This is a genomic window from Companilactobacillus muriivasis, assembly GCF_036246245.1.
Taxonomy (GTDB): domain Bacteria; phylum Bacillota; class Bacilli; order Lactobacillales; family Lactobacillaceae; genus Companilactobacillus; species Companilactobacillus muriivasis.
The window spans coordinates 1-21,446 of record NZ_BTTQ01000003.1; the positions used below are offsets into that span (position 1 = coordinate 1).

The 21,446-nt window shown below is 38.0% G+C and carries 17 protein-coding genes; 3 read left to right on the forward strand and 14 right to left on the reverse strand.

Translation table 11 applies throughout. The features are described from left to right. Positions 1-413: 413 nt before the first annotated feature. Entirely contained in the window at positions 414-1,364 is a 951-nt protein-coding gene (locus tag AAA923_RS04440; protein ID WP_338214922.1) for a zinc-binding dehydrogenase, read from the reverse strand. Between the two features lie 413 nt (positions 1,365-1,777). Then, the gene (locus tag AAA923_RS04445; RefSeq protein ID WP_338214924.1) at positions 1,778-2,539 is read right to left on the reverse strand and encodes a glycosyltransferase family 2 protein; all 762 of its coding nucleotides are present in this window, start codon (positions 2,537-2,539) and stop codon (positions 1,778-1,780) included. Between the two features lie 66 nt (positions 2,540-2,605). Here AAA923_RS04445 and AAA923_RS04450 point away from each other — a divergent pair, with 66 nt between their 5' ends. The 3 genes from AAA923_RS04450 to AAA923_RS04460 all read left to right on the forward strand — a co-directional run bounded on the left by AAA923_RS04450 (position 2,606) and on the right by AAA923_RS04460 (position 7,950). After that, positions 2,606-3,370 (forward strand): tyrosine-protein phosphatase, encoded by a 765-nt coding sequence (locus tag AAA923_RS04450; protein ID WP_338214926.1) that lies wholly within the window; start codon positions 2,606-2,608, stop codon positions 3,368-3,370. Positions 3,371-4,322: 952 nt separating this feature from the next. Beyond that, positions 4,323-5,687: a zinc ribbon domain-containing protein gene (locus AAA923_RS04455; protein ID WP_338214928.1), complete on the forward strand. Its 1,365-nt coding sequence runs from the start codon at positions 4,323-4,325 to the stop codon at positions 5,685-5,687. A gap of 292 nt (positions 5,688-5,979) precedes the next feature. Next, entirely contained in the window at positions 5,980-7,950 is a 1,971-nt protein-coding gene (locus tag AAA923_RS04460; protein ID WP_338214929.1) for a hypothetical protein, read from the forward strand. A gap of 442 nt (positions 7,951-8,392) precedes the next feature. On the opposite strand, the gene AAA923_RS04465 is transcribed toward AAA923_RS04460, so the two are convergent. The 12 genes from AAA923_RS04465 to AAA923_RS04520 form a co-directional block, all read right to left on the reverse strand. Continuing rightward, positions 8,393-9,136: a glycerophosphodiester phosphodiesterase family protein gene (locus AAA923_RS04465; protein ID WP_338214931.1), complete on the reverse strand. Its 744-nt coding sequence runs from the start codon at positions 9,134-9,136 to the stop codon at positions 8,393-8,395. A 266-nt stretch (positions 9,137-9,402) separates the two neighbouring features. Beyond that, on the reverse strand, positions 9,403-10,563 hold the full coding sequence (nagA, locus tag AAA923_RS04470; protein WP_041500976.1) for an N-acetylglucosamine-6-phosphate deacetylase: 1,161 nt from the start codon (positions 10,561-10,563) through the stop codon (positions 9,403-9,405). 537 nt (positions 10,564-11,100) lie between these two features. Continuing rightward, positions 11,101-12,261, reverse strand: coding sequence for an N-acetylglucosamine-6-phosphate deacetylase (gene nagA / locus AAA923_RS04475; protein ID WP_041500978.1), 1,161 nt, complete (start codon positions 12,259-12,261; stop codon positions 11,101-11,103). A 557-nt stretch (positions 12,262-12,818) separates the two neighbouring features. Next, the gene (locus AAA923_RS04480; protein ID WP_338214935.1) at positions 12,819-13,991 is read right to left on the reverse strand and encodes an SIS domain-containing protein; all 1,173 of its coding nucleotides are present in this window, start codon (positions 13,989-13,991) and stop codon (positions 12,819-12,821) included. Positions 13,992-14,019: 28 nt separating this feature from the next. Continuing rightward, positions 14,020-16,035 carry a hypothetical protein gene (locus AAA923_RS04485; protein ID WP_338214937.1) on the reverse strand — a complete coding sequence of 672 codons (2,016 nt, stop codon included), beginning with the start codon at positions 16,033-16,035 and terminating at the stop codon, positions 14,020-14,022. Further along, positions 16,028-16,453, reverse strand: coding sequence for a PTS sugar transporter subunit IIA (locus AAA923_RS04490; protein WP_137611284.1), 426 nt, complete (start codon positions 16,451-16,453; stop codon positions 16,028-16,030). The genes AAA923_RS04485 and AAA923_RS04490 overlap by 8 nt, the downstream gene beginning before the upstream one ends. Positions 16,454-16,467: 14 nt before the next feature. Next, on the reverse strand, positions 16,468-17,283 hold the full coding sequence (locus AAA923_RS04495) for a PTS system mannose/fructose/sorbose family transporter subunit IID (RefSeq protein ID WP_338214940.1): 816 nt from the start codon (positions 17,281-17,283) through the stop codon (positions 16,468-16,470). Next, on the reverse strand, positions 17,270-18,208 hold the full coding sequence (locus AAA923_RS04500) for a PTS mannose/fructose/sorbose/N-acetylgalactosamine transporter subunit IIC (RefSeq protein ID WP_338214942.1): 939 nt from the start codon (positions 18,206-18,208) through the stop codon (positions 17,270-17,272). The genes AAA923_RS04495 and AAA923_RS04500 overlap by 14 nt, the downstream gene beginning before the upstream one ends. A 24-nt stretch (positions 18,209-18,232) precedes the next feature. Further along, positions 18,233-18,721 carry a PTS sugar transporter subunit IIB gene (locus AAA923_RS04505; RefSeq protein WP_338214944.1) on the reverse strand — a complete coding sequence of 163 codons (489 nt, stop codon included), beginning with the start codon at positions 18,719-18,721 and terminating at the stop codon, positions 18,233-18,235. A 30-nt stretch (positions 18,722-18,751) separates the two neighbouring features. Next, the gene (locus AAA923_RS04510; RefSeq protein ID WP_041500986.1) at positions 18,752-19,468 is read right to left on the reverse strand and encodes a GntR family transcriptional regulator; all 717 of its coding nucleotides are present in this window, start codon (positions 19,466-19,468) and stop codon (positions 18,752-18,754) included. 343 nt (positions 19,469-19,811) lie between these two features. Beyond that, a complete protein-coding gene (locus AAA923_RS04515) occupies positions 19,812-20,189 on the reverse strand; it encodes a RidA family protein (RefSeq protein ID WP_338214947.1) in 378 nt (125 codons plus the stop codon). A gap of 1 nt (position 20,190) precedes the next feature. Beyond that, complete coding sequence (locus AAA923_RS04520) at positions 20,191-21,402, reverse strand: MalY/PatB family protein (RefSeq protein WP_338214949.1); 1,212 nt, start codon at positions 21,400-21,402, stop codon at positions 20,191-20,193. Between the last annotated feature and the right edge of the window lie 44 nt (positions 21,403-21,446).

Sequence of the window (21,446 nt, forward strand, 5' to 3'; positions counted from 1 at the left end):
CTCTCCTTGGATTGGGTTTGGTCGCTTAAATCCTAACATGAGAACAGTAATGTTCTTTTGTTTTGCTTAGAAAAAGACATAAAAAAACTGGTATTGATTATTCATCAATACCAGAAAGTATAGAACCAAAAAAAACTGCAATCGATAATCTGATTGCAGTTTTTTTTGTATTAATTCTCAATTTTTTTGCCAATTTTTTTAATTTTGACTAATAAGGAATAAATTAGTTGGAAGAGCCGAGAGTATTCATCCGCAGCGAAAGTGGCGTTATTACTTTAGCAATTACACCACCGGGCGTGTTGGAGACTCTTCGGTCTTTGAAAAGGCTTCAACCGAGGTTCGAGACCGCCCTTTGGCTCGAACCGTACCGCGCAGCAGATGAATACTCTCGGCTCTGGAAACGGAACTTTTATTTAGTCTGTTGTAACAATAACTTGGCCCATTGGACGATCATGTTTCATGATGTACTCTTGTGCTGCTTGAATTTCATCAAGTTTGAATACCTTAGCAACTGGAATTGTTAAATGATTATCATTAATCAACTTAAACATTTCCGCAATTTCGTCATCATCAATATCAACACCATCAAATGTTGTTGCGTATTTTCCACCAAGATTTTCGAATGGATCAAAGTCTTTCCAGACCCACTCGCCAGCTAATAACCCAACAGTTGTGTAGTAACCGCCACGTTTAACATGTGACAATGAATCGCCAACAACTGAAGCACCAACCATATCCAAAAAGCCATCGTATGATTTATCAGTTTGCAGCTTGCCATCTTGATCAATAACGGCATCGTCTGCACCCATATCTAACAACATTTGGCGACGTTCTTCACGTCTAGTAGTTGAAGTAACTTTGATGCCCATAGCCTTTGCCAAAACTAAAGCTGCCATGCCGACACCAGTTGTACCGCCACGAACTAACAATGTTTGACCAGCCTGCAATTTAGTAGTCTTCAAAGCACCAAAAGCTGTGTAGAATGTTTCTGGATAGTTGGCGAATTCAGCCCATGAACCATCGAAATCAACTGGATGAATAATATCGTCAGGAACCAAAGCATATTCTTCCTCACTACCATCAAAAGCACGGCCAAAGCCACCATTAACAACCATGATTTTTTGACCCTTGGCTAACTTACTATTCTTAGAAGGCTCTGAAACTTCCCCAACAGCTTCAACACCGATAACTCTAGGAAATTTAACTGATGGTGAACCACCTTCACGTGTCAAAACTTCATAACGGTGCACCGCAAAAGCCTTGATATTGATAACAGATTGGTCATCTGTTGCCTTAGGCATTGGGCGTTCCTCAATCTTCAATACTTCTGGTCCGCCGGCTTTACTAATAACAACTGCTCTCATATTTAAATATCTCCTCTTCATTAAATAAATAACTTCAATTCTCTATGTACTTATCATAAACCGTCCCGTTACGTTACAGTCAACACCTAACTCTTTCAAAAAGTTTTTGAAAGCAATAACACCCCCTAAAATGTTATTCTTAAGGGGAATCAGGACACAAAAAAAGCCAAGCTATCAGCTCAGCTTACCCGCTATTTATATACATTTTTAAAACTCGAAATAATTTAAGTTCAACTATTCTGTTGGAACAGTAAACCTAGCCTCCGGGTGCCAGTCGTTAGAGCTTTAGCTCTTACACCACAGGGCGAGTTTTGAAATTCGCGTACTTTGCGAAGTTCAAAATCGAGGGGCGAGACCTTGGCTCGACCCGGTCCTCATAGCGGCTCCATTACTGACACCCAGAGGCGACAGCCCTAAATTTGGTCTTTCTCTTTTCGAGTGCTATCCCGAATAGCTTTGTAAACTTTCATTCTAGCTACTCCGACATCACGGACATTTTCTACCGCAAACTTCTGTGTAATGCTGCCCTTACGGGAAATGTAATGGTACAACGGAACATTATCGAGATAAAATTTTCTAGCAACCGTCGCATATTCCACATTGAAGACCTGATCTTCCATCAAATCTAGATCTGTTTGAAATCCAAGGTTATTATCCGCAATAATTGAACGAACATACGCCTTGTTCCATGTGTAACCCATTACTGTACCGGTCATCTTGATTATCTGTTTGATAACTTCATCACGACCGACGATATTTGTCTGACGCTTAGCAATCTTATTTTTGACCTTGCCATTTTCATTCTGATTGAAAAATCCGCAAGTGACCATATCGACATCTTCATCGTTGAAGATTCTCAAAAAATGGTCAACATAATCGGGATCGACCCAATCATCGCCATCAATAAATGTTACTAGCTCACCGTTTGCCTTAGAAAGCCCGGTATTTCTCGCTGCAGAGACTCCGGAATTCTTGGTATGGCAAACAACAGATATCCAATCATACTTTTTTTCATAAAGACGGATTATCTTCTGAGTTTGATCTGTAGAGCAATCGTCCACAATAATTAGATTGAAATTCTGATTAGTTTGAGCAACAACTGAATCAATCGAACTAGAAATGTAATTAGCTACATTATAAGCTGTCATAATAATTGAAAGTTTATTCTTCACCATAAATCACCTTAGTATTATTTTACTTCTAATGACCTAAAATACGCAACGACTCGGGGAGGAGAAAAAATGAAACGCATATTAAATCTTGAAGGTGCCATAAATTTACGTGAACTTGGTGGATATCCCACTAAAGATGGTACGACAATTAAATATAATAAACTCTTACGTTCAGGGGATATAAGTAACTTAACAGGAAAATCTTTAGCCTACCTTAAAAAATACGGTTTAAAGTATGTTGTTGATTTCCGTTCCAACGATGAACAACGCAATTGGGCAGACACAACTTCTGATTTTTACAAAATTTATTCAGATCCAGTCTATCCGCTCAAAGGTAACGGCGACAAGCTAGCTGGCATTATTAATCAAGGCAGTTACAACTATTTGGGCATGATTTATCAAAGCGTAGTTCTTGATGCTCATGGTCAACAAGCATATAAATTATTTTTCGATTTAATGTTGCACAATGATAAGCCAGACCAATCATTGCTTTTCCACTGTGCTGCCGGAAAAGATCGGACCGGTATCGGTGCCCTCTTGATTCTCAAAGCTCTTGGAGTCGATGACGAAATTATTACCAAAGATTACCTATTGACCAATTTAATGTACGAAAATGACGAGACGATTGAAGACATTTTGAACGATAAAGATGGCAATCAAGACGTCAACCAAATGAACATGACCAAAGGTGATCTGGAAAGTATTACCTCAGTTTTTAAAGCAATCGAACATTATTATGGAAGTTTCGAAAATTATTTGGACAAAGCTTTGGACATTGACGCCGACAAATTAGCTAAATTAAAGGCTATTTATACCACGCGTGATGCTAATTGATAATATGTTAAAAATATTTTATTACTTAAGATAGTCGGAAGAGCTGAGAGTATTCAGCCGCAGCGAAAGTGGTGTTATTGCTTTAGCAATTACACCACCAGACGTGTTGGAGACTTGCTGATCTTGCAAGGCTTCAACCGAGGTTCGAGACCGCTCTTTGGCTCGGACCGTGCCGCGCAACAGAGTAATACTCTCAGCTCTGGAGACGGGCTATTTATACTGAATAATCAGCGGCTTAATATCCTGTTATATCAAACTAGGTTGGCAATGTTAAATCCAGATTAGTTATAATTAGCTTGCAGGGGAGACGAACCTCACCTCTTACAAATCCAGCCTGTTCTTCCCTGTCATTTCCAGTGTGTAACATTTCCATACCTTAAAGTTTTGACTAATACAAAACCAACAATCGTTTTCCTCATACATCTTCCCAAATGTATGAGGTTTTTTTGTGCCTGCAAAAATAGTATCCTATGTTTGGCTGTCTCCGGAGATGAAAATATTTCGACTCATTCTCTTAAATTAAGTATATTAAACGTTTCAAATTAGGAAATAATACTTAAATCTACATACTGCTGTAAAATTCGAGTAAAAAAGCTCTAGCTTCCGGTTTCGTGTGATTGAGTCAGCAGTGGTAGTGCTGTTGGGCCGGTGATTTTCCGGTCTTACAGCACAGGACGTCTTTTGAAATTCGCGGTTTGTGCGAAGCTCAAAAGCGAGGATCGAGACCGCACTTCGGCTCGAGCCGGTCCCACAGCAAACTCAATCACACGAAACCGGAAGCGGCATATTTAAAAACCCAAAAAAGAATTTTAAGCAAAGTTTAGGAAAATTTTGTATAATTGAGTTTCGGATATACAACATGTGACCTTTCTGTGAACTTTCACCTAATGTCTTCCTATAGAAAGAGTTGTCTTGTATACTTGTTTTGTCAACATACTGGAGGAATGCGTATATGTTTTGTCCAAATTGTGGCCACAAAGTAGAACCAGATCAAAAATTCTGTGATAACTGTGGTTGGGCCCTTAAAAAGAAAAACACTGAAGATACAAATAACGAAAAAGATGATGACTCAATTCGCTCATTATCTGAAATTGAAAATGAATTAAATCAAGAAGAACCTACTGAAAAACCTGCTCCAAAGCCTCATTTACAACAAGCTCCTGCTCAAGAACGTGAATATGGTTCAGTTGAACACCCTAAACAAGCACCCGTTCAACAACCAAAGCCAAAAGCTGTCCGTCCTGATCCAGAGCCCGCTATGAAAACTTATGAAGGATCAAATCGTTCATCTTTCAGCAAGTCGAGCGCATCTGAACCGGTCGATGATAAGACACAAGTTTATAGTAAAAATGACTTCAATCCTATCTCACAAAAGCCTTATAAAGCTGCTGAACATGAGGATACCTTTAAAAAGACTTTTGACGACCCTATCAAAGAGCCAATCGGCAATCCCTTTGAACCAACTGAGAGTGAGAAACGTGCCGCTGAAGCTAAGAGAAAGGCCGAAGCAGTCGACCCTAATGATAGTTTCATACACAATATGATGAAGTTTGCGAAAAACAATGCTTATGTCAGCATATTTGCTGTTATCATCACAGCTATTCTTTTAGTAGTTAAAAGAAATTACGGTTATATCGCTTTAGCCATCGTCATTATTCTCTGGTTCTTGCTTTCACAATTGCGTCACGGTAATGAAGTTGGTGCCAACAAAGCTCTTAAACGAGAAACATCTTTGAAAAAAGATTCTAATAATGGCAATGCAAATCCTACGACCGAAACTTACAACGAACGTCCTGCTAAACAAAAGAAGGAACGCCGTGACAAGTTTGATAACCCGGCTGATCGTCTCAAACCAAATCACAAGACGACAACGCAGAAAATTATTATTTTCTCATCAATCATCGGATTTATCGCCTCAGTTGCCGGACCATTCTTAGATGGACTTTCACTTTCTGGAACCATCTCCAATGCTGCTAACTACACCGCCAATAATTTGGGCGCACAGCCAACTTGGATCACCAATGGATTCTCGGCTATTCGTTTAATCTGTTTCCTTTCACCAGTCATCGCTTTGATAGCTGGTTGCTTCAGATCACGTGGTAGCATCCGTCTAGTTAGAATCTTTACCTTCCTACCAACAATTCTTTATGCAGCTTTGTATGCCGCTTTGAATGCCGGGTTGGTAAACTCATCAGCAATTACCGGTCAAGTTGTAATCAATGCTAGCCGTTCATTCGGAATGAGTTTCTACGTATTGTTAGCCACATCAGTTATTTCTTTAATTATGGCTTACAGCTTACGTCCAAAAATTAGATAATTTACTTAAAGACACCGAATATGGTGTCTTTTTTATTTGCCTTGATATTTGGAATAGACCATAAAATATAAAATATAGAATAATATAATTTAATTTATTAAATATGTTTTTATCGCCATTTACTATCATAAGTAACCGAATTACTTAAACCCATGAGCCCATCCGACCAACTAACCGGAGGCGGCAATATAATTTTTATTCAAATTCCAATAAATAATTTTACCAATATTTCACTATTTGTTTAAACATTATTCGATATACTTATGTTGCTCAGTATATTGGAGGTGCTCCTATGAAACATCACAAATATACCCAAACAATTATAAAATCGATTTTATTACTAATTTTTCCAATTACCTTGCTAATATTTGTGACCAGTTCAACCGATCATAAAATCAAGGCTGATGACGAGGAACTAGTTGTCCAACCACATTTTAAGCCGACCAAACCTCCGAAGAAATTTATCGGTATTTGGCTGACAAGTGGTTACAATTTACAACCGCAAGAAAATTACTACACCACTGTTGAAGACCCTGTAACGATTCGTACCAATACAGGTCGTTCCGTCTGGGCTGCCCTGACTGGACTCTTTGACAGTGTTCATTTCCGTTGGTGGCAAACGACTGACGGACTAATCTGGACTGAAGTCAATAAAAATGACAACGGTCAGAAAAAGAATTTTACAGTTACGCCGGATGAACCCGGAACGACTTGGTATCAATTGGATACGCAATACTATAAATACATCACTTGGTATTTGAAAACTCATCTTTATTCCCAAGTCACTGCAGTTCACGCTCTGTCTGAAGCCGTGGATGCTTTGTCACTTGATGTAACAGTAGATGACGATTATCTTTACAACACCAGCGACGAATTATCCAATACAACCTATGCACATGCCAAGCCTAATCCAATCAACGCTACCGGAAATTTAACCTGGACCGTTGATAATCCAGATTTAGCAACGATTGACGAAGACGGACAAATCATTGCTAACAATCAGGGAAAATCTGGCACGATTACCGTTACAGCAACTATGACAAACAAAAATAGTCCTCCGGCAAATGGTTCAACAACAGTCGAAATTGGCGGTGGACTAGATGATCAAACGGTTAAATCTGGTAATAGTGCCACTTATGTTTTAAAAGGTAACACTGGTGGTGACGCTGACGAAGATGATGACGATACGGGTACTATCACGATTGATTGGTACAAGTATCTCCCTGGCTCAAATAATAAGGTTAAAGTAGCAACCGGCGACAATATAACTTATGTTACCGATGTCGCTAGTATGGACGATGACGAGTCCTATTACCAAGCTATTATCACTTTAAAATCTGGTAAAATCACGAAGACAATTACCTCTAACAAAGCTAAATTAACCGTTATTCCCTCTGGCGAACCAGACATCGACATCAACAATACTTTGAACAACGAAACCTACACCGACTCTGAGGATACGGATTTAATTCTCAACAAAGTTATTAACAGCGACAATATTACTTATCATGACACCTTGACCAATCAAAGTTCTGAGGGATTGTTGAAAAATGGTTATTATGTAATTCCAATGCGACAAGGGACCAAAGTTGATTCAGTTATGGTCGGCGGTACTGAGTTAGCTGAAGATCAGTATGAAATCATCCCTGAAAATGACGACAATTCCGATAATTTGGTCATGAATATCGGCAATATAAATACTAATGGCAATGTTGAAATTGAAGTTAAAACGACCGTTCAAAATATAACCGAACAAGATACTTTTCAATCTACCCCTTACGTCTATGGAACCGATAATGACGGCAATCTTTATCGAAGAGAAGCACGCAACGAAGTAATAAATTATATTTCTAATCAAATTGAACCCACTATTCAAAATATCGACTATGGAACGATTATCTCTCATAAAAAGAATGTGCTGAAATACCGCCCCGACGAAATTAATAATCCCAATAATATTGTGGATATTTCCGATAATCGGCGTAATAAGGATGCCATGACCGTTTATGTTTCACAACAAGATGAATTCACTCACGAGACATCTGGAACCGTGCTACCAGTTAGTTTACGATATTACCAAAATGGCTCGTTCCAAAATATTATTAACGATAAAATACCGGTTTCTTCTTCCCAAACTGGTGATGAATTAGCATCAATTGCTTGGAATAAAACTGAGGGATTGTTACTACATGTTGACGATAGTCCAATGTTTGCTGGAAAATACAGTACCTCAATTATTTGGCATTTCGAAAACAGTTTATAAACTTTAAAACACATTGTACAAACGGTACAATCCACGCACATTAGATTGGATAACGTCTCAAAATGTTTATACTTAGCATTAAGAAGAAAAGAAACGAACTAGAGTAATTCCTCTTCTTCGGAGTCTCACGAAAGTGAGCGTACATCTACCAAAACATTTGCGATTTAAAAAGGTCGTAGTTGCGGTGGTTGTAATGAATGGGAATAGTTTTACAAATTAAATTGAATCGAGATGAGGCAAAATCAAAAATATATTTGAGTTTTGCAATATCGATCCATGTTAATTCATAAATATTGTATTTGGAGTAAGTTTCTGCCCCTTTTAAAAACCAGTAAGCTATTAATTTTCATAATGAATCCTCCGAAAAGACAACTTAGTCTAGACAAAAAGGCCCCGGGATAAATTTCAGTCTGTGCACTGAATCCCGAGGTCATTTTTGTGTTTATTTTTCTAAGAAGCTCATGCGGTCAGCAATGTTTGTGATAACTCCATCGACACCCCAGCTCAATAGTTGTTGTGCACGATTGATATCATCAACTGTCCAAACGTTGATTTCATAACCATAATCTTTCATTTGTTTTACTTTATCTTCAGTTAAACCAGAACTGTCTGGATGAACAATTTTAGCATGACAAGCTTGCATTACTAAATTCCAATCGTCACCTAAAGTTGCTCGGCTGAACAAAACAGCGTATTTCAATTCAGGTCTTAATTTATACATTTTCTCAAGCATAATTGGATTGAAACTAGAGATAATCAATTCAACGTGATCATCCAATCTGTCCAAAGCTTTCGAAAATTCTTCAACTAATCGGTCGGCCAAATAATTAGCATTGTCCCCTACAACACCTTTTAGCTCGATATTAGCATTTATTTTGTGGATATTTAGAAAATCAATCAATTGATCTAGTGTTGGAACCTTTTCCCCACGATACTTTTCGGCAAACCAATATCCGGCATCAGCAGATTCAACTGTGGAACTGTCCACTGTCTCAATCGAACCAGATTGGTTAGTCGTACGGTTCAATTTGTCATCGTGAATTACAAAGACCTTTTCATCCTTAGTAATGCTTAGATCTGTTTCAATCCATTTAACATCATGATTAACGACTACGTTAAAAGCAGCCATCGTATTCTCTGGAGCCAAGATTGGTATTCCTCTATGAGCAATAATTTTTTTATTCATGATAATCCTCCAATAAGTAGAGTATACAACAATATACAAGGTACAAAAAAACCGAGAGTACAATATGTATCCTCGGTTTTATGGGATTCTTGTGATTATTTTATCGGTTCAGTTAATTTATATAGGCAGTGGCTCTAAAACGAGTTCCGCTAGGGCAACTCCTTCCGCTTTTCAAAAATAAGTAAATCGCCCGCTAAGTTCGGCGTGCAATTCACTTATTTACGAAAATGCTCGGGAGCTAACCGCCCTATCTCCACTCTCTCTAATTATGCTTGGTATCTTGATACTCCATCAAGATAAGTTTCTGACAATGTCATATCATCATCAAGAACGATGAAATCAGCATCTCTACCGTCTGCGATAATACCACACTTGTCAGCTACTTTTGAACTCTTAGCAGCTGTGTAACTAGCCATTTCTACGGCTTCTTCGTCTGTAGCAATGTTCCAGTCAACAACATTCTTAATAGCATCTTTAAGCAATAAGATTGAACCGGCAAGGTTGTGTGTTTCGTCTGTTAATCTTGCTGTACCATTAGCAACTACAACTGGCAATTCACCCAATACGTAGTTACCATCTGGCATCAATCCGGCACGCATACAATCAGTAATTAGGGCAACATGTTCGGCACCCTTCTTTTCGATTACGATTCTTGCAGCGAATGGGTTAACGTGGTGACCATCACAGATTAATTCGTCATCAACTAGGTGCATTGAAAGTGCAGCACCAACCATACCTGGTAGACGGTGGTTTAATCCACTCATACCGTTATATGTGTGTGTAAATCCTGTAGCACCAGCTTCGACACAGGCTTTAGCTTGTTCAAATGTAGCATCACTGTGACCTAAGTAAACAGCAACGTCATCTGAAGCAACGGCCTTAACGAATTCTGGAGCACCTTTTCTTTCAGGAGCAATAGAAATTTTCTTAATCATACCGTGAGCAGCATCTTGCCAGTCTTTGAATTCTTCGGCATCAGGATCTCTGAAGTACTTAGGGTTTTGGGCACCCTTGTGTTTTTCAGTATAGAAAGGTCCTTCAAAATGAATACCTTGAATCTTAGCACCAGTGGCTTTTTGATAATTGTCACCGATTGTTTGACAGATGTGTTTTAGTTGATCGTGTGAAGCTGTCAAAGTTGTTGGTAACCATGAAGTTACACCAGCTTTAAGCAAACCTTCTGACATTTCGTTCAACTTTTCAAAGTCGTCATCCATAACATCGTGGCCAACAAGACCATGAATATGTGTATCAACAAGACCTGGGGCAATAAACTTGTCTGAATAATCAACAATCTTGCCTTCTGGCTTCTTTTCGTCAGCAGTAAAGAATTTACCAAACTTACCGTCATCGGTAACTTCTAGATAGCCACCGTTTTCAGTTGTGTTTTTTAAAAAGAACTTCTTAGCATGAATATAATATGACATTTTCTAGTCTCCTTACTAATTTTAACAAGTTTATTATAACATTGTATAATGGTCTATACCAAGACTATCCATGAAGTTTATTACAAAATGTTATTTAATCAAAGACATTTCATTCGATACATTGAAATTTAAAATAGTAATAGAACTAGATGCCTGAGAATCACGAAAAATAGAACTGGAAATATGTTTCCAATTTTCACTTTTTTCTTACAAATTGGAAACATACTTCCAACTTTTGCTTTTTTCTTACAAATTGGAAACATACTTCCAACTTTTGCTTTTTTCTTACAAATTGGAAGTATACTTCCAACTTTAGTTTTATCGAATTAGCTAAAAATAAAGGGATACTGAAAATTTTATTCTTCAGTATCCCTTATTTAATTTCAATTATACCTAGGCAGTGGCTCTAAAACGAGTTCCGACAGGGCAACTCCTTCCGCTTTTCATATTTAAGCAAATCACACGCAAAACCAGCGTGCAATTCACTTAAACACGAAAATGCTCGGGAGCTGACCGCCCTGTCTCCACTCTCTCTAACTATGCTTGGTATCTTGAAACTCCATCAAGATAAGTCTCTGACAATGTCATATCATCATCAAGCACAATAAAGTCAGCGTCTCTACCGTCGGCGATAATACCGCATTCATCAAGAACTTTAGAACTCTTAGCAGCTGTGTAACTAGCCATTTCTACGGCTTCCTCGTCTGTAGCAATGTTCCAGTCAACAACGTTCTTAATAGCATCCTTCAATAGCAAAATTGATCCAGCTAAACTGTGTGGAGCTTCTTTTAATTTAGCAGTTCCGTCAGCAACTACAACTGGTAATTCACCAAGTACATAGTCGCCATCTGGCATCAATCCGGCACGCATACAATCAGTAATCAATGCAACGTGTTCTGGTGTCTTCTTTTCGATTACGATTCTAGCAGCATATGGGTTAACGTGGTGACCATCACAGATTAATTCGTCGTCAACTAGGTGCATTGAAAGTGCAGCACCAACCATACCTGGAAGTCTGTGATTCAATCCGCTCATACCGTTATATGTGTGTGTAAATCCAGTAGCACCAGCTTCAACACAGGCCTTAGCTTGTTCAAATGTGGCATCACTGTGGCCTAGGTAAACAGCAACTTTATCAGATGCGACAGCTTTAACAAATTCTGGAGCACCCTTTCTTTCAGGAGCAATAGAAATCTTTCTGATCATGCCATGTGCAGCATCTTGCCAGTCCTTGAACTCTTCAGCATCAGGATCTCTGAAGTACTTAGGATTTTGAGCACCCTTGTGTTTTTCAGTATAGAAAGGTCCTTCAAAGTGAATACCTTGAATCTTAGCGCCGGTAACTTTCTTATAGTTATCACCGATCGTGTGGCAAATACTCAATAATTGATCATGTGAAGCTGTCAAAGTTGTTGGTAGCCATGAAGTTACACCAGCTTTCAACAAGCCTTCTGACATTTCGTTGAGCTTGTCAAAATCATCATCCATAACATCGTGACCACAAAGGCCATGAATGTGAGTATCAACTAAACCAGGAGCGATGAATTTGTCAGAGTAATCAACAATCTTACCAGCTGGCTTTTCTTCATCAGCAGTATAAAACTTACCGAATTTACCGTCGTCAGTGACTTCTAGATAACCACCATTTTCAGTAGTATTTTTCAAAAAGAACTTCTTAGCATGAATAAAATATGACATTCTCAAATCTCCTTCTATTTTCTTCGATTGGTATTTAAACATTCCGTCTCCAGAGTCGAGAGCATTTATCTGCTATGCGGACCGGCCCGAGCCAAAGTGCGGTCTCGAACCTCGGTTTGAAGCCTTGCAAAAACCGCAAGTCTCCAAACACGCCCGGTAACATAATGGCTGACGCCATCATGTTACTTTCACAGCCGATAAATACTCTCACTCTTCCGACTAATAACTTTTTACTGATATAAAAAACGAATCATATTGATGCAGCCAGTTTTCGTATCGAATTTAATTCTTTAATTTGCAGACTATTTAAATGCCAAATCAGCAATAAAATCCGATACTTTAATATACTAGCCGGATGGTGTGAGTGATGGGATACACCACAGGGCGACTTTGGAGACTTGCCGACCTGTGGCAAGGCTTCAAATCGAGGGACGAGACCTTGGCTCGACCCGGTCCTCACAGTGGATTCCAATCACTCACGCCATCCGGCGGCAGTGAACACAACACATAAAAGGTTGAAACAAATTAATGTTTCAACCTTTTTGTTTCATTAATTACTATTCGTAATCGTGAATTGTAACACCTTTAACAACACGGTTTACTGTACCGCTTGCTGATGGTGTATCAGGTGTGTTGTTAACTTTGATTGAGTTCATCAATGCAAATGTTTGTGCGAACACTACGTCTGGTAATGCTTGATATAGTTCTGGTAGATCTTTGGCTCCAGCTTTAATGAAGAAGTTGTCGCCTGAGAAGTCGTTGTCATCTGATGTACCAACTCCAACAACTTTCTCACAAATTTCGTCACCCTTGATTTCTTCCAAGATATCTACATCGTATTGGCGAGTATATTTATCATTGCTCATGAAATCAAAGACAATTGTCTTTCCATTAACATATGACTTTGGACCGTGACGGAATCCCATTGATGAATCAAAGATTGTTGTCAATGCTCCGGCAGTTAATTCTAGTACCTTCAATTGGGCTTCACGAGTAAGTCCTGAAAGTGAACCGCTACCTAAGTATGTAATACGGTCATAGTCTAAATCAGCGTAGGCTTGAATTTCGTCCTCACGACTAATAACTTCTTGACCCATTTTAATCATTGTATCAACCCAAGCTGCTTTCTTATCTTCAGCACTTGTATCAAAAATCAATGCAGCTGTTAAAGTCATGCAAGAGAAGCTTCCGGTCATGGCGAATCCCTTATCATTTGAAAGTGCTGGTTGAAGAAGTAGAAGATTACCGTCTTCGTTTTCAGCTTTCTTAGCTAAATGTCCTTCTGGAGCACAAGTGATAGTGATTTGATACAAATTCTTGATAAGCTTTTCAGCTAGTTCTACAGTAGCAACACTTTCTGGAGAGTTACCACTTCTAGCGAATGATACTAAAATTGTTGGATCATCACTTCTTAAGTTATCTAGTGGAGCAGAAACAATATCAGTTGTAGGAATACTTTCAAAAACAAAGTGTGAAGTATCGCCAGCACGGTTCAAATATGGTCTAAGCGTATCTCCTACATAAGCCGAAGTACCAGCACCTGTGAAGATAACTCTGATTTTTTGGTCTGGATATGTCGAAGTTACTTTACCTAAAAAGCTATCTATCTCAGATTTTTTAGCTGTGTAGTTTTGGAAAGCTTCTTTCCATAAGTCTGGCTGTTGTTGAATTTCACGAGTAGTGATCTTAGCACCCATCTTTTCTAGTTCTTGATCTGTTTTTGTAAACATGATATTGGATCCCTTCTCTAAATAATTTTTAACCTAAGAATTTTATGTGAAGCACTGCTAATTCTTTAACGGTAAAGTCAACGTGATAGATTCCTTTAGAATCCAAGGTGACATCTAATACTTGGTTTTGAACTGAATTATCCGTGTCACGATATGTAACTGAAACTTGTTTAACATTACGATCTTTCAAGAAGAAATTAATCCCATCAACATCATCAATCGACCAGTTGCTAATAATCATTTGTGATTGGTTTTCATCAATAATCATCTTGCAATTGTACATGTTGACCAAATGTGGCACGCTTAATTGTTCTTCAAAGAATTGCTTCAAATCTCCCTCACGAATGTCAGTATATTGAGCTTGCCAACCATATTTTGGAGAATCTGTCATTGGTAGGACATAGAACTTATCGTCGCTGACAGTTACTGGTCCTAACTTGTTCTCTAAACGGTCATAAGCTGATGAATGTATTGTCACCTGAGGTTTATAATCAACTTTTACATAGTCGCCTGTGTGAGTTAACATGGTCAATCTTGGATTGTTGATACCAGAAATCGTCTCACCATCAAATTGTTCAAATGATTGATGTCCAGAACGATTCTTGATAACTTCAATATCCGTCGCATTGATCAAATTCAATAGATGACGATTGTCCAAGATAATTACAGCATCCCCGTCCAAAAGAACGAAATTACGTGTAAATATCTGTCTGATTTGTTCATCAGATAAGGTATTCAAGAAGTTTCCAGTAATCGCAACACACTTATTTTTGATTTCCTGACCAATATAATTAAGTGGCTTGGTTGCAATACCAAGTGTTGACAGCAACTCTAGCCATTGTGTTTGTGAAGCCATCAAGCCTTCAAGTGTACCCTCGTTGTCGATTTTCGTCTTAGCAACGTCTTGATTCATTGGAACGATAACACCACTTCTATGTTCAATGGCGATTCCATTTTCATATAAGAAGTCTAAATACGCTTTATCGTTATTTAACAGGGAGGCATAGCGATATGTCGTATTAATTCCATCGCCCATCATGCTGAACATGTTAAGTAGGACACCATCCGCATGAACCAAACTGGTTGTATCTAATTGAAATTGCGTAAATTTATTTGATTTTGCATATGGCGAGTACAAGAAACTTTCCATTTCAGGATAGATCTTGTGCTTATCACCAATCTCAGTTCTCGTAGCAACTGTATATTTCTCAAAATCACGAGCATATTGTTGAGGACTAACCTCGTTATACGCTGGCAAATGAGGACGTGATACAGCTGGTGTATTCTCTCCACTCAATTCATCCAAGAGCTTTTGCCAATCACGACCTTCAAGTGCGTGAACTTCTGGCCAAGAACTCATCAACCCTAAGCGAGTCGTTGGGGATACAGCGTGAACTTTTTGTTCAATCATATGCGCAACATGTAAAATCTCAGCACGTGCAACTTGTAAATATGCATTACGATATTTATTTTCTCCACCAGTGAACATTTTTGCCACGAAATCTTCGCGAGATAAGTCTGTTCCCAAAATCTCGTTGTATTGTTTCATGTGATCTTCACAGAAACATCCCAAAGCGAAAGGAGCATTCTTATAATGCCTGAAATCATCTTCCAGCCATAGTTCATTAGGTTGAATACTTGCCCAGATTGCATAGATATCACTGATATAATCAGCCCAACCTTTATATCCGGGACAAGCCATAGAAATACTTTTGACACCTTGATAGTTAACCATCGGTTTAATATCAAGTTCTGGCTTAATATGGATACCACGATCTGAGTGATTCATGGTTGTCCAAGGGTTCAAACTTACGGTGATACCAAGTTCTTTTAACGGTTGACTAACTTCGTCAACGTTGGCAATTAATTCTTTAGCTTTTTCTAGAGTTATATGAGCATCTGATAATTCCTCTTGATTGATGAAAAAGGCAACATCGGAAACATGAGCTTTTTTGACAAAATCAATCAATCGCTGTTTTTTATCAGCATCATAAACGTTCTTATCTATTGCTAGGCGCAGAGTATAACGATAGGGACTATTCATCCTCTTCATCATCCTCATCAGAGTCAGCATTTATAAAGGCGTTAACGTCAACGATACCATCCTTAGCTTCCTTCATAAGATCTGCAACTTTGATATCTGAGCCGATAAATTTTTGATTAGCGTAATTAATAACCATTGGTAGGTTCAAGCCAGAAATAACATGCATGTCAGGGTAAGTTTGTGTTAAGTTAACGGCTACGTTACCTGGTGTACCACCAAGTAAATCAACGATTAAGAAAACTGGTTCCTTGCCGTAATATTTTTTAATTTCTGTTTCAGCTTTTGCCTTCAAGTCTTCAGGACCATCTGATTTTTCTAGTCCTAAAGCACTTGTTTCAGGTAATTCACCGATAATTAATTCTGCTGATTTTAATGTTTCGATTGCCATATTTCCATGGCTCATCAAGATTAATGCCATAATTTAAAAACCTCCTAGATTTTGCCAAGAACGCCGATTGCTGATAATAGAATTGCAAAAATGATAACAATGAAGATAACCTTTGTTGATGTCATACCTTTTTTACCTAATAACCAGTAAACAAGACCGACGATACATGCTGGAACTAGCTTTGGAAGAATCATATCAATATTAGTTTGAACTGATAGTGAAACTTTACCCATGTGAGCAACTAATGGAACTTGAACGTTGATCATAGTAGCAACCAAAGCACCAACGATGAAGACACCAAGCAATGTAGCAGCGTCTGTTAAAGCGTTCAATTGACCTTGCATTTCAGAAACAAGTTTTGTACCTGTCTTGTAAGCAAAGTGAAGTTGTTTCCAACGGAATACCATGATAGCAATGTTAACTGCTAACCATAGGAATAATCCAAGTGGATTACCTTGTGTAGCCATTGTAGCAGCGATAGCACCCATGATTGTTGGTACCAAAGCGGCGAAAAGTGAATCACCAATGGCAGCGAATGGTCCCATAAGACCTGTCTTAATACCAGAAACAGTATCTAGTGAATCTGCACCTTCCTTACCTTCAATGGCAAGATCGATACCTGTAACGATTGTGTTAAAGAAATTACTTGTGTTGAAAAATTGGTTGTGAGTCTTCATAGCTTCTTTTAGCTCCGGAGTACCATCACCATAAATTTTTCTTAGTTGTGGCAAGATTGTATATAAGTAACCTGAAGCTTGCATTCTTTCATAGTTCCAACCCATTTGGAAACCAAACATACTACGTTTGTTAATTTGGTTGAAATCTTTTTTAGTTAATTCATACTCTTTATTCTTCTTCATCACCGTCTACCTCCCCATTAGCGTCTTCAATTTCATCGTCTTCGTCTTCATCTTCGTCGTCAGAAGCAGTGTTCTTAGGACCAGCAGCTTGAGCGCTGTTAATCTTAGCAATTGACTTCTTGTATTCAAGAATGGCAAATGCAGCACCGATTAAAGCGATAGCTAACATTGGAAGAGCGTTAAATGTTGTTGTAAATGCTTTGTTTGCAGCTGTAAGACCAGTACCAAGTGTTTGGATGCTTGTAAATACTGTTGATAGTAGAGCTGTAATTGTGAAACCAAGGATCAAGTAAGCGATGTGTTTCTTAACTGGTAAGTAGTGAAGCAAGATAGCAAAACCAACGGCAGGAAGTGTAGCACCAGCTGTTTGTAGACCAGTGTTCAACCATTGTAGGTCTCCATTTAGATATGTAACCATTGTCTTAACAACACCTTGACCTAGAGCCAAAGCTAAGAATACAGGGATACCACGTGATAGACACCATGGAAGTGCACCCATGATTGTGTGTCTTTCAATACCTTTGTAGTTGAAGCTTTCAATATCCTTATCAACTTTGTGTTGGAAATATGTGTTAGTAAATCTAGCAAGAATATCAAATGATGTTAGAAGTGCGGCAACTGGAACACCGATAGCGGCAATAGCTGTAGCAGCTTTCATACCAGTACCGATTGAAAAGGCAGTAGCCAAAACAGTACCTGAGTTGGCATCGATCTTTGAAGCACCACCGAATGTACCAACACCTAGAACTGTCAATTGAAGTGCAGCCCCGATAATAAGTCCTGTCTTCATGTCACCCATGATTAAGCCAGAAATCATTCCGGCCCAAACGGGTTGACTCAATGATGAATTCATTTGTAATTCATCATAGATGTTATACATAGAATATGCCGTGAGAAGCAATATTTGAACAATTGTAAAACTCATAGTTCTTTCCCCCAAATTCAGTTTTTATTTTTTGTATTCTTTCAAGATACCTGCAAAGTCCTTGATTGGGTCACTTGGAACCATTTGTGCTGTTACTTTAACGCCAGCATCCATAATCTTGTGGAATGCATCGTAGTCATCATCTGTAACATTGATTGATTGTGTCAAATGTTGTGTTGTATCTTTTTGTGACATGTTACCAACATTGATTGTGTCGAATTTAACGCCTTCTTCAATCATGCTTACAAGTGTTGCTGGTCTCTTTACAACAAGGAATACTTTTTGTGAATCGTATTTTCCGGCTAAGATATTGGCTGAAGACTTCTTTGTTCCTAAAATACTTAGGTTGACCCCAGCTGGTTTAGCTAACTTAAGGGCAGTTTTTTGAATATCACTCTTTATAATTTCGTTATCAACTACCATGATTCTTGATGCTTGTAATTTAGTTGTCCATAAATTAGCTACTTGTCCGTGAATTAATCTTTCATCAATTCTTACTGCAATAATACCCATATCTTTTTACCTCCAAATGTTTACTCTTCCTTAGGATTTGTTACTGATATCGTGTCGAATGTGATACGCGAATTGATCACTTCTGGCAACGCTCAAAGTAAACTCAATAATTTGATTGTGTGGATCATAAGTTTGTCGTCTGAGATTCAAACAAGGTGCGCCTTCTTTGATGTCCAAATATTTACTGTCGTTAGCACTTGTAATGCCAGCTAAGAAATATTCGTCAGCATAGTAAACTTGCTCGTTGAACTCTTCTGAGAAAACTGAATATAATGATCGATTGCTCAACATCGATTCAGTCATTAAATTGAAATGGTCAGCCGGTAGATAAGTGCGTTCCAACATTACTGGGATTCCATCGGCAAATCGAAGACGCTTTATCTTGATTATTTGACTACCCACTTCAGTTTCCAAATTCTTAGCGAAATATGCATTGGCCTCCTTCCGTTCAAAGCTAAGAACTTTAGTTTGTGGTTTCTTCCCCAGCGAAATCATCTGCTTATTGAAACTATAACTACTATTCAAATCGCTATTTAGATCAACCCTATTAACAAAAGTGCCCTTACCATGTACCCGACGAATCATTCCGGTAACTTCCAGTTCCATCAAAGCGGCTCTGACAGTCGTGCGAGACAACTCATACTTTTCAGCCAATTCCCTTTCGGAAGGCAATTTAGCGTTGGCTGGTAAAGTTTGAATGTAATTAGTCAGCAAGTTGATTAACTGTTCTTGAAGAGTAATTTTCATACGAATCGAATCCTTTCTGGTATCAACCACAAGACCATTGTATACGGTTCCAGTCCATATGACAACAACTGGGATAGACCATTTTTGCGGTGGTTTTTCTATTTAAATCAATGATAGCATGACTTTTGGCAGTTCTAAATTTAAGTGGTACTTTTTATGATACCTTAACGAAAAGATACCAGTTAGAAATTGGTCTAACCAATTTTTCAAATGTATATTCTTTTTTCATTAATGTCATGCTAAATGCTTATGGCGTTATATGTATCAGGGATACAAAAAAAGAACGTAGCGTTATGGCTTGCGTTCTTACTGTTAATTATTTTCTATTTATTGATTATTTTTCTTAATCTGTAGTTTCAGCAATAGCTTCAATTTCAATTAATGCATTGATTGGTAAATTTGCCACTTCGAATGCTGTTCTAGCTGGATAACTGTCATTGAAGTAGTTCTTATAAATATCATTAATTTTAGAGAAATCATTAATGTCAGCTAGATAAATTGTTGTTTTTAGAACATGGTCAAAATCACTGTTAGCTGTCTTCAAGACATTTTGGAGATTGGTTAATGCTTGTTTCGTTTGATTTTCAAAACCATCGACTAATTTATTTGTTTTCGGATCTAATCCAATCTGTCCTGATGTAAAAATGATTCCATTTGATTCCGTTGCATGGATGTATGGGCCGATTGCATCTGGGGCTTGGTTTGAAATTATTCTTTGCATATTAAACTTCCTCCATATCATCAGATAATACTTTTTGCCAAGTCTGTGCCATTCTTGACATCGCCTCTTCAATCACAGCGTGTGATGTTCCTAAATTTAATCTCAAAAAATTATCCGCATCAGCAACATAGTCATCACCAATACCCAATACAACGCCAGCATCATCAGCCATCACTTCAGCAATTTCATGCATATTCAATTTTGCATTTGATACATCAACCCATGGTAAGTAAGAAGAATCCATATTCATCATTTCCCAACCATCAAAATATTTATCAATATATCTCTGCGTAATCTCAAGATTTTCTTTAATATATGCTGCACACTGATCTAGCCAAACATCACAATCTTCGTAGGCAGTCGTCATAGCTATTTGCCCTGGAACATTTGGGGATGTAACTGAATTTTTTTCATATTGTTTTCTAAATCTCTTACGGATTTCTTCGTTCGGAATAATTGAGTATGATAATTTTAGCCCGCCTAAATTGAATGCTTTATTGGGAGAAGTAAACATAACTAAATTATCTAGATATTTATCATCCAATTCTAAAGCTGATGTATATATTCCTTCCATTATATGTTCTGAATGAACCTCATCACTGACAAACAAAACATTATATTTCAAACACAAATCTGCCATTCGCGTAATTTCTTCTTTTGACCAAATACGTCCTGAAGGATTATGTGGCGAACAAAAGAAGGTTGCTTTAGGATGCCTTTCCTTCATTTTTTTTTCAATACTCTTCCAATCAATTTCATATCTATTATTTTGCTTTAATAGTGGAACAGTAATAACTTGACGATTATTATGTTCAGCCGCATATGCGAAAGGACCATATATAGGCGTATTTAAAATGATACTATCATTTTCCTCCAAAAAACTTTGTACCAAGACGTGCATGTTGGGTACAGTCCCATATCCTAAAGTAATCCATTCCTTTTTTATCGTTACACTGTGCCGTTTCTTATACCAGTTAATAACGCTTTGATACCATCTATCAGTAGGATATGTATATCCATACGCACCGTTACTAGCCATTTTTGTTAGAGCAGCTCTAATTTCTGGTGCAGATTGAAAGTCCATATCAGCGATCCATAACGGTATAAAATCTTCACGAACATTTGGAAATTTAACTTCAACAATCTTTTTATCCCATTTTCTCGCATTATCTATTTGTCGATCAGCAAGAGTATCAAAATCGTACTTTTCCATCAACAATACCTCCATTACTAAACAAAAAGACTATTCTGTATAAC

Excerpts from the sequence above, each read along its gene's own strand:
- AAA923_RS04460 (WP_338214929.1), top strand. The coding sequence starts at position 5,980 with ATGAAACATCACAAATATACCCAAACAATTATAAAATCGATTTTATTA.
- AAA923_RS04455 (WP_338214928.1), top strand. The coding sequence starts at position 4,323 with ATGTTTTGTCCAAATTGTGGCCACAAAGTAGAACCAGATCAAAAATTC.
- AAA923_RS04445 (WP_338214924.1), bottom strand. The coding sequence starts at position 2,539 with ATGGTGAAGAATAAACTTTCAATTATTATGACAGCTTATAATGTAGCT.
- AAA923_RS04490 (WP_137611284.1), bottom strand. The coding sequence starts at position 16,453 with ATGGCATTAATCTTGATGAGCCATGGAAATATGGCAATCGAAACATTA.
- AAA923_RS04520 (WP_338214949.1), bottom strand. The coding sequence starts at position 21,402 with ATGGAAAAGTACGATTTTGATACTCTTGCTGATCGACAAATAGATAAT.
- AAA923_RS04495 (WP_338214940.1), bottom strand. The coding sequence starts at position 17,283 with ATGAAGAAGAATAAAGAGTATGAATTAACTAAAAAAGATTTCAACCAA.
- AAA923_RS04510 (WP_041500986.1), bottom strand. The coding sequence starts at position 19,468 with ATGAAAATTACTCTTCAAGAACAGTTAATCAACTTGCTGACTAATTAC.
- AAA923_RS04450 (WP_338214926.1), top strand. The coding sequence starts at position 2,606 with ATGAAACGCATATTAAATCTTGAAGGTGCCATAAATTTACGTGAACTT.
- AAA923_RS04515 (WP_338214947.1), bottom strand. The coding sequence starts at position 20,189 with ATGCAAAGAATAATTTCAAACCAAGCCCCAGATGCAATCGGCCCATAC.
- AAA923_RS04480 (WP_338214935.1), bottom strand. The coding sequence starts at position 13,991 with ATGTTTACAAAAACAGATCAAGAACTAGAAAAGATGGGTGCTAAGATC.
- AAA923_RS04500 (WP_338214942.1), bottom strand. The coding sequence starts at position 18,208 with ATGAGTTTTACAATTGTTCAAATATTGCTTCTCACGGCATATTCTATG.
- AAA923_RS04440 (WP_338214922.1), bottom strand. The coding sequence starts at position 1,364 with ATGAGAGCAGTTGTTATTAGTAAAGCCGGCGGACCAGAAGTATTGAAG.
- AAA923_RS04465 (WP_338214931.1), bottom strand. The coding sequence starts at position 9,136 with ATGAATAAAAAAATTATTGCTCATAGAGGAATACCAATCTTGGCTCCA.
- nagA (WP_041500976.1), bottom strand. The coding sequence starts at position 10,563 with ATGTCATATTATATTCATGCTAAGAAGTTCTTTTTAAAAAACACAACT.
- AAA923_RS04485 (WP_338214937.1), bottom strand. The coding sequence starts at position 16,035 with ATGAATAGTCCCTATCGTTATACTCTGCGCCTAGCAATAGATAAGAAC.
- AAA923_RS04505 (WP_338214944.1), bottom strand. The coding sequence starts at position 18,721 with ATGGGTATTATTGCAGTAAGAATTGATGAAAGATTAATTCACGGACAA.
- nagA (WP_041500978.1), bottom strand. The coding sequence starts at position 12,261 with ATGTCATATTTTATTCATGCTAAGAAGTTCTTTTTGAAAAATACTACT.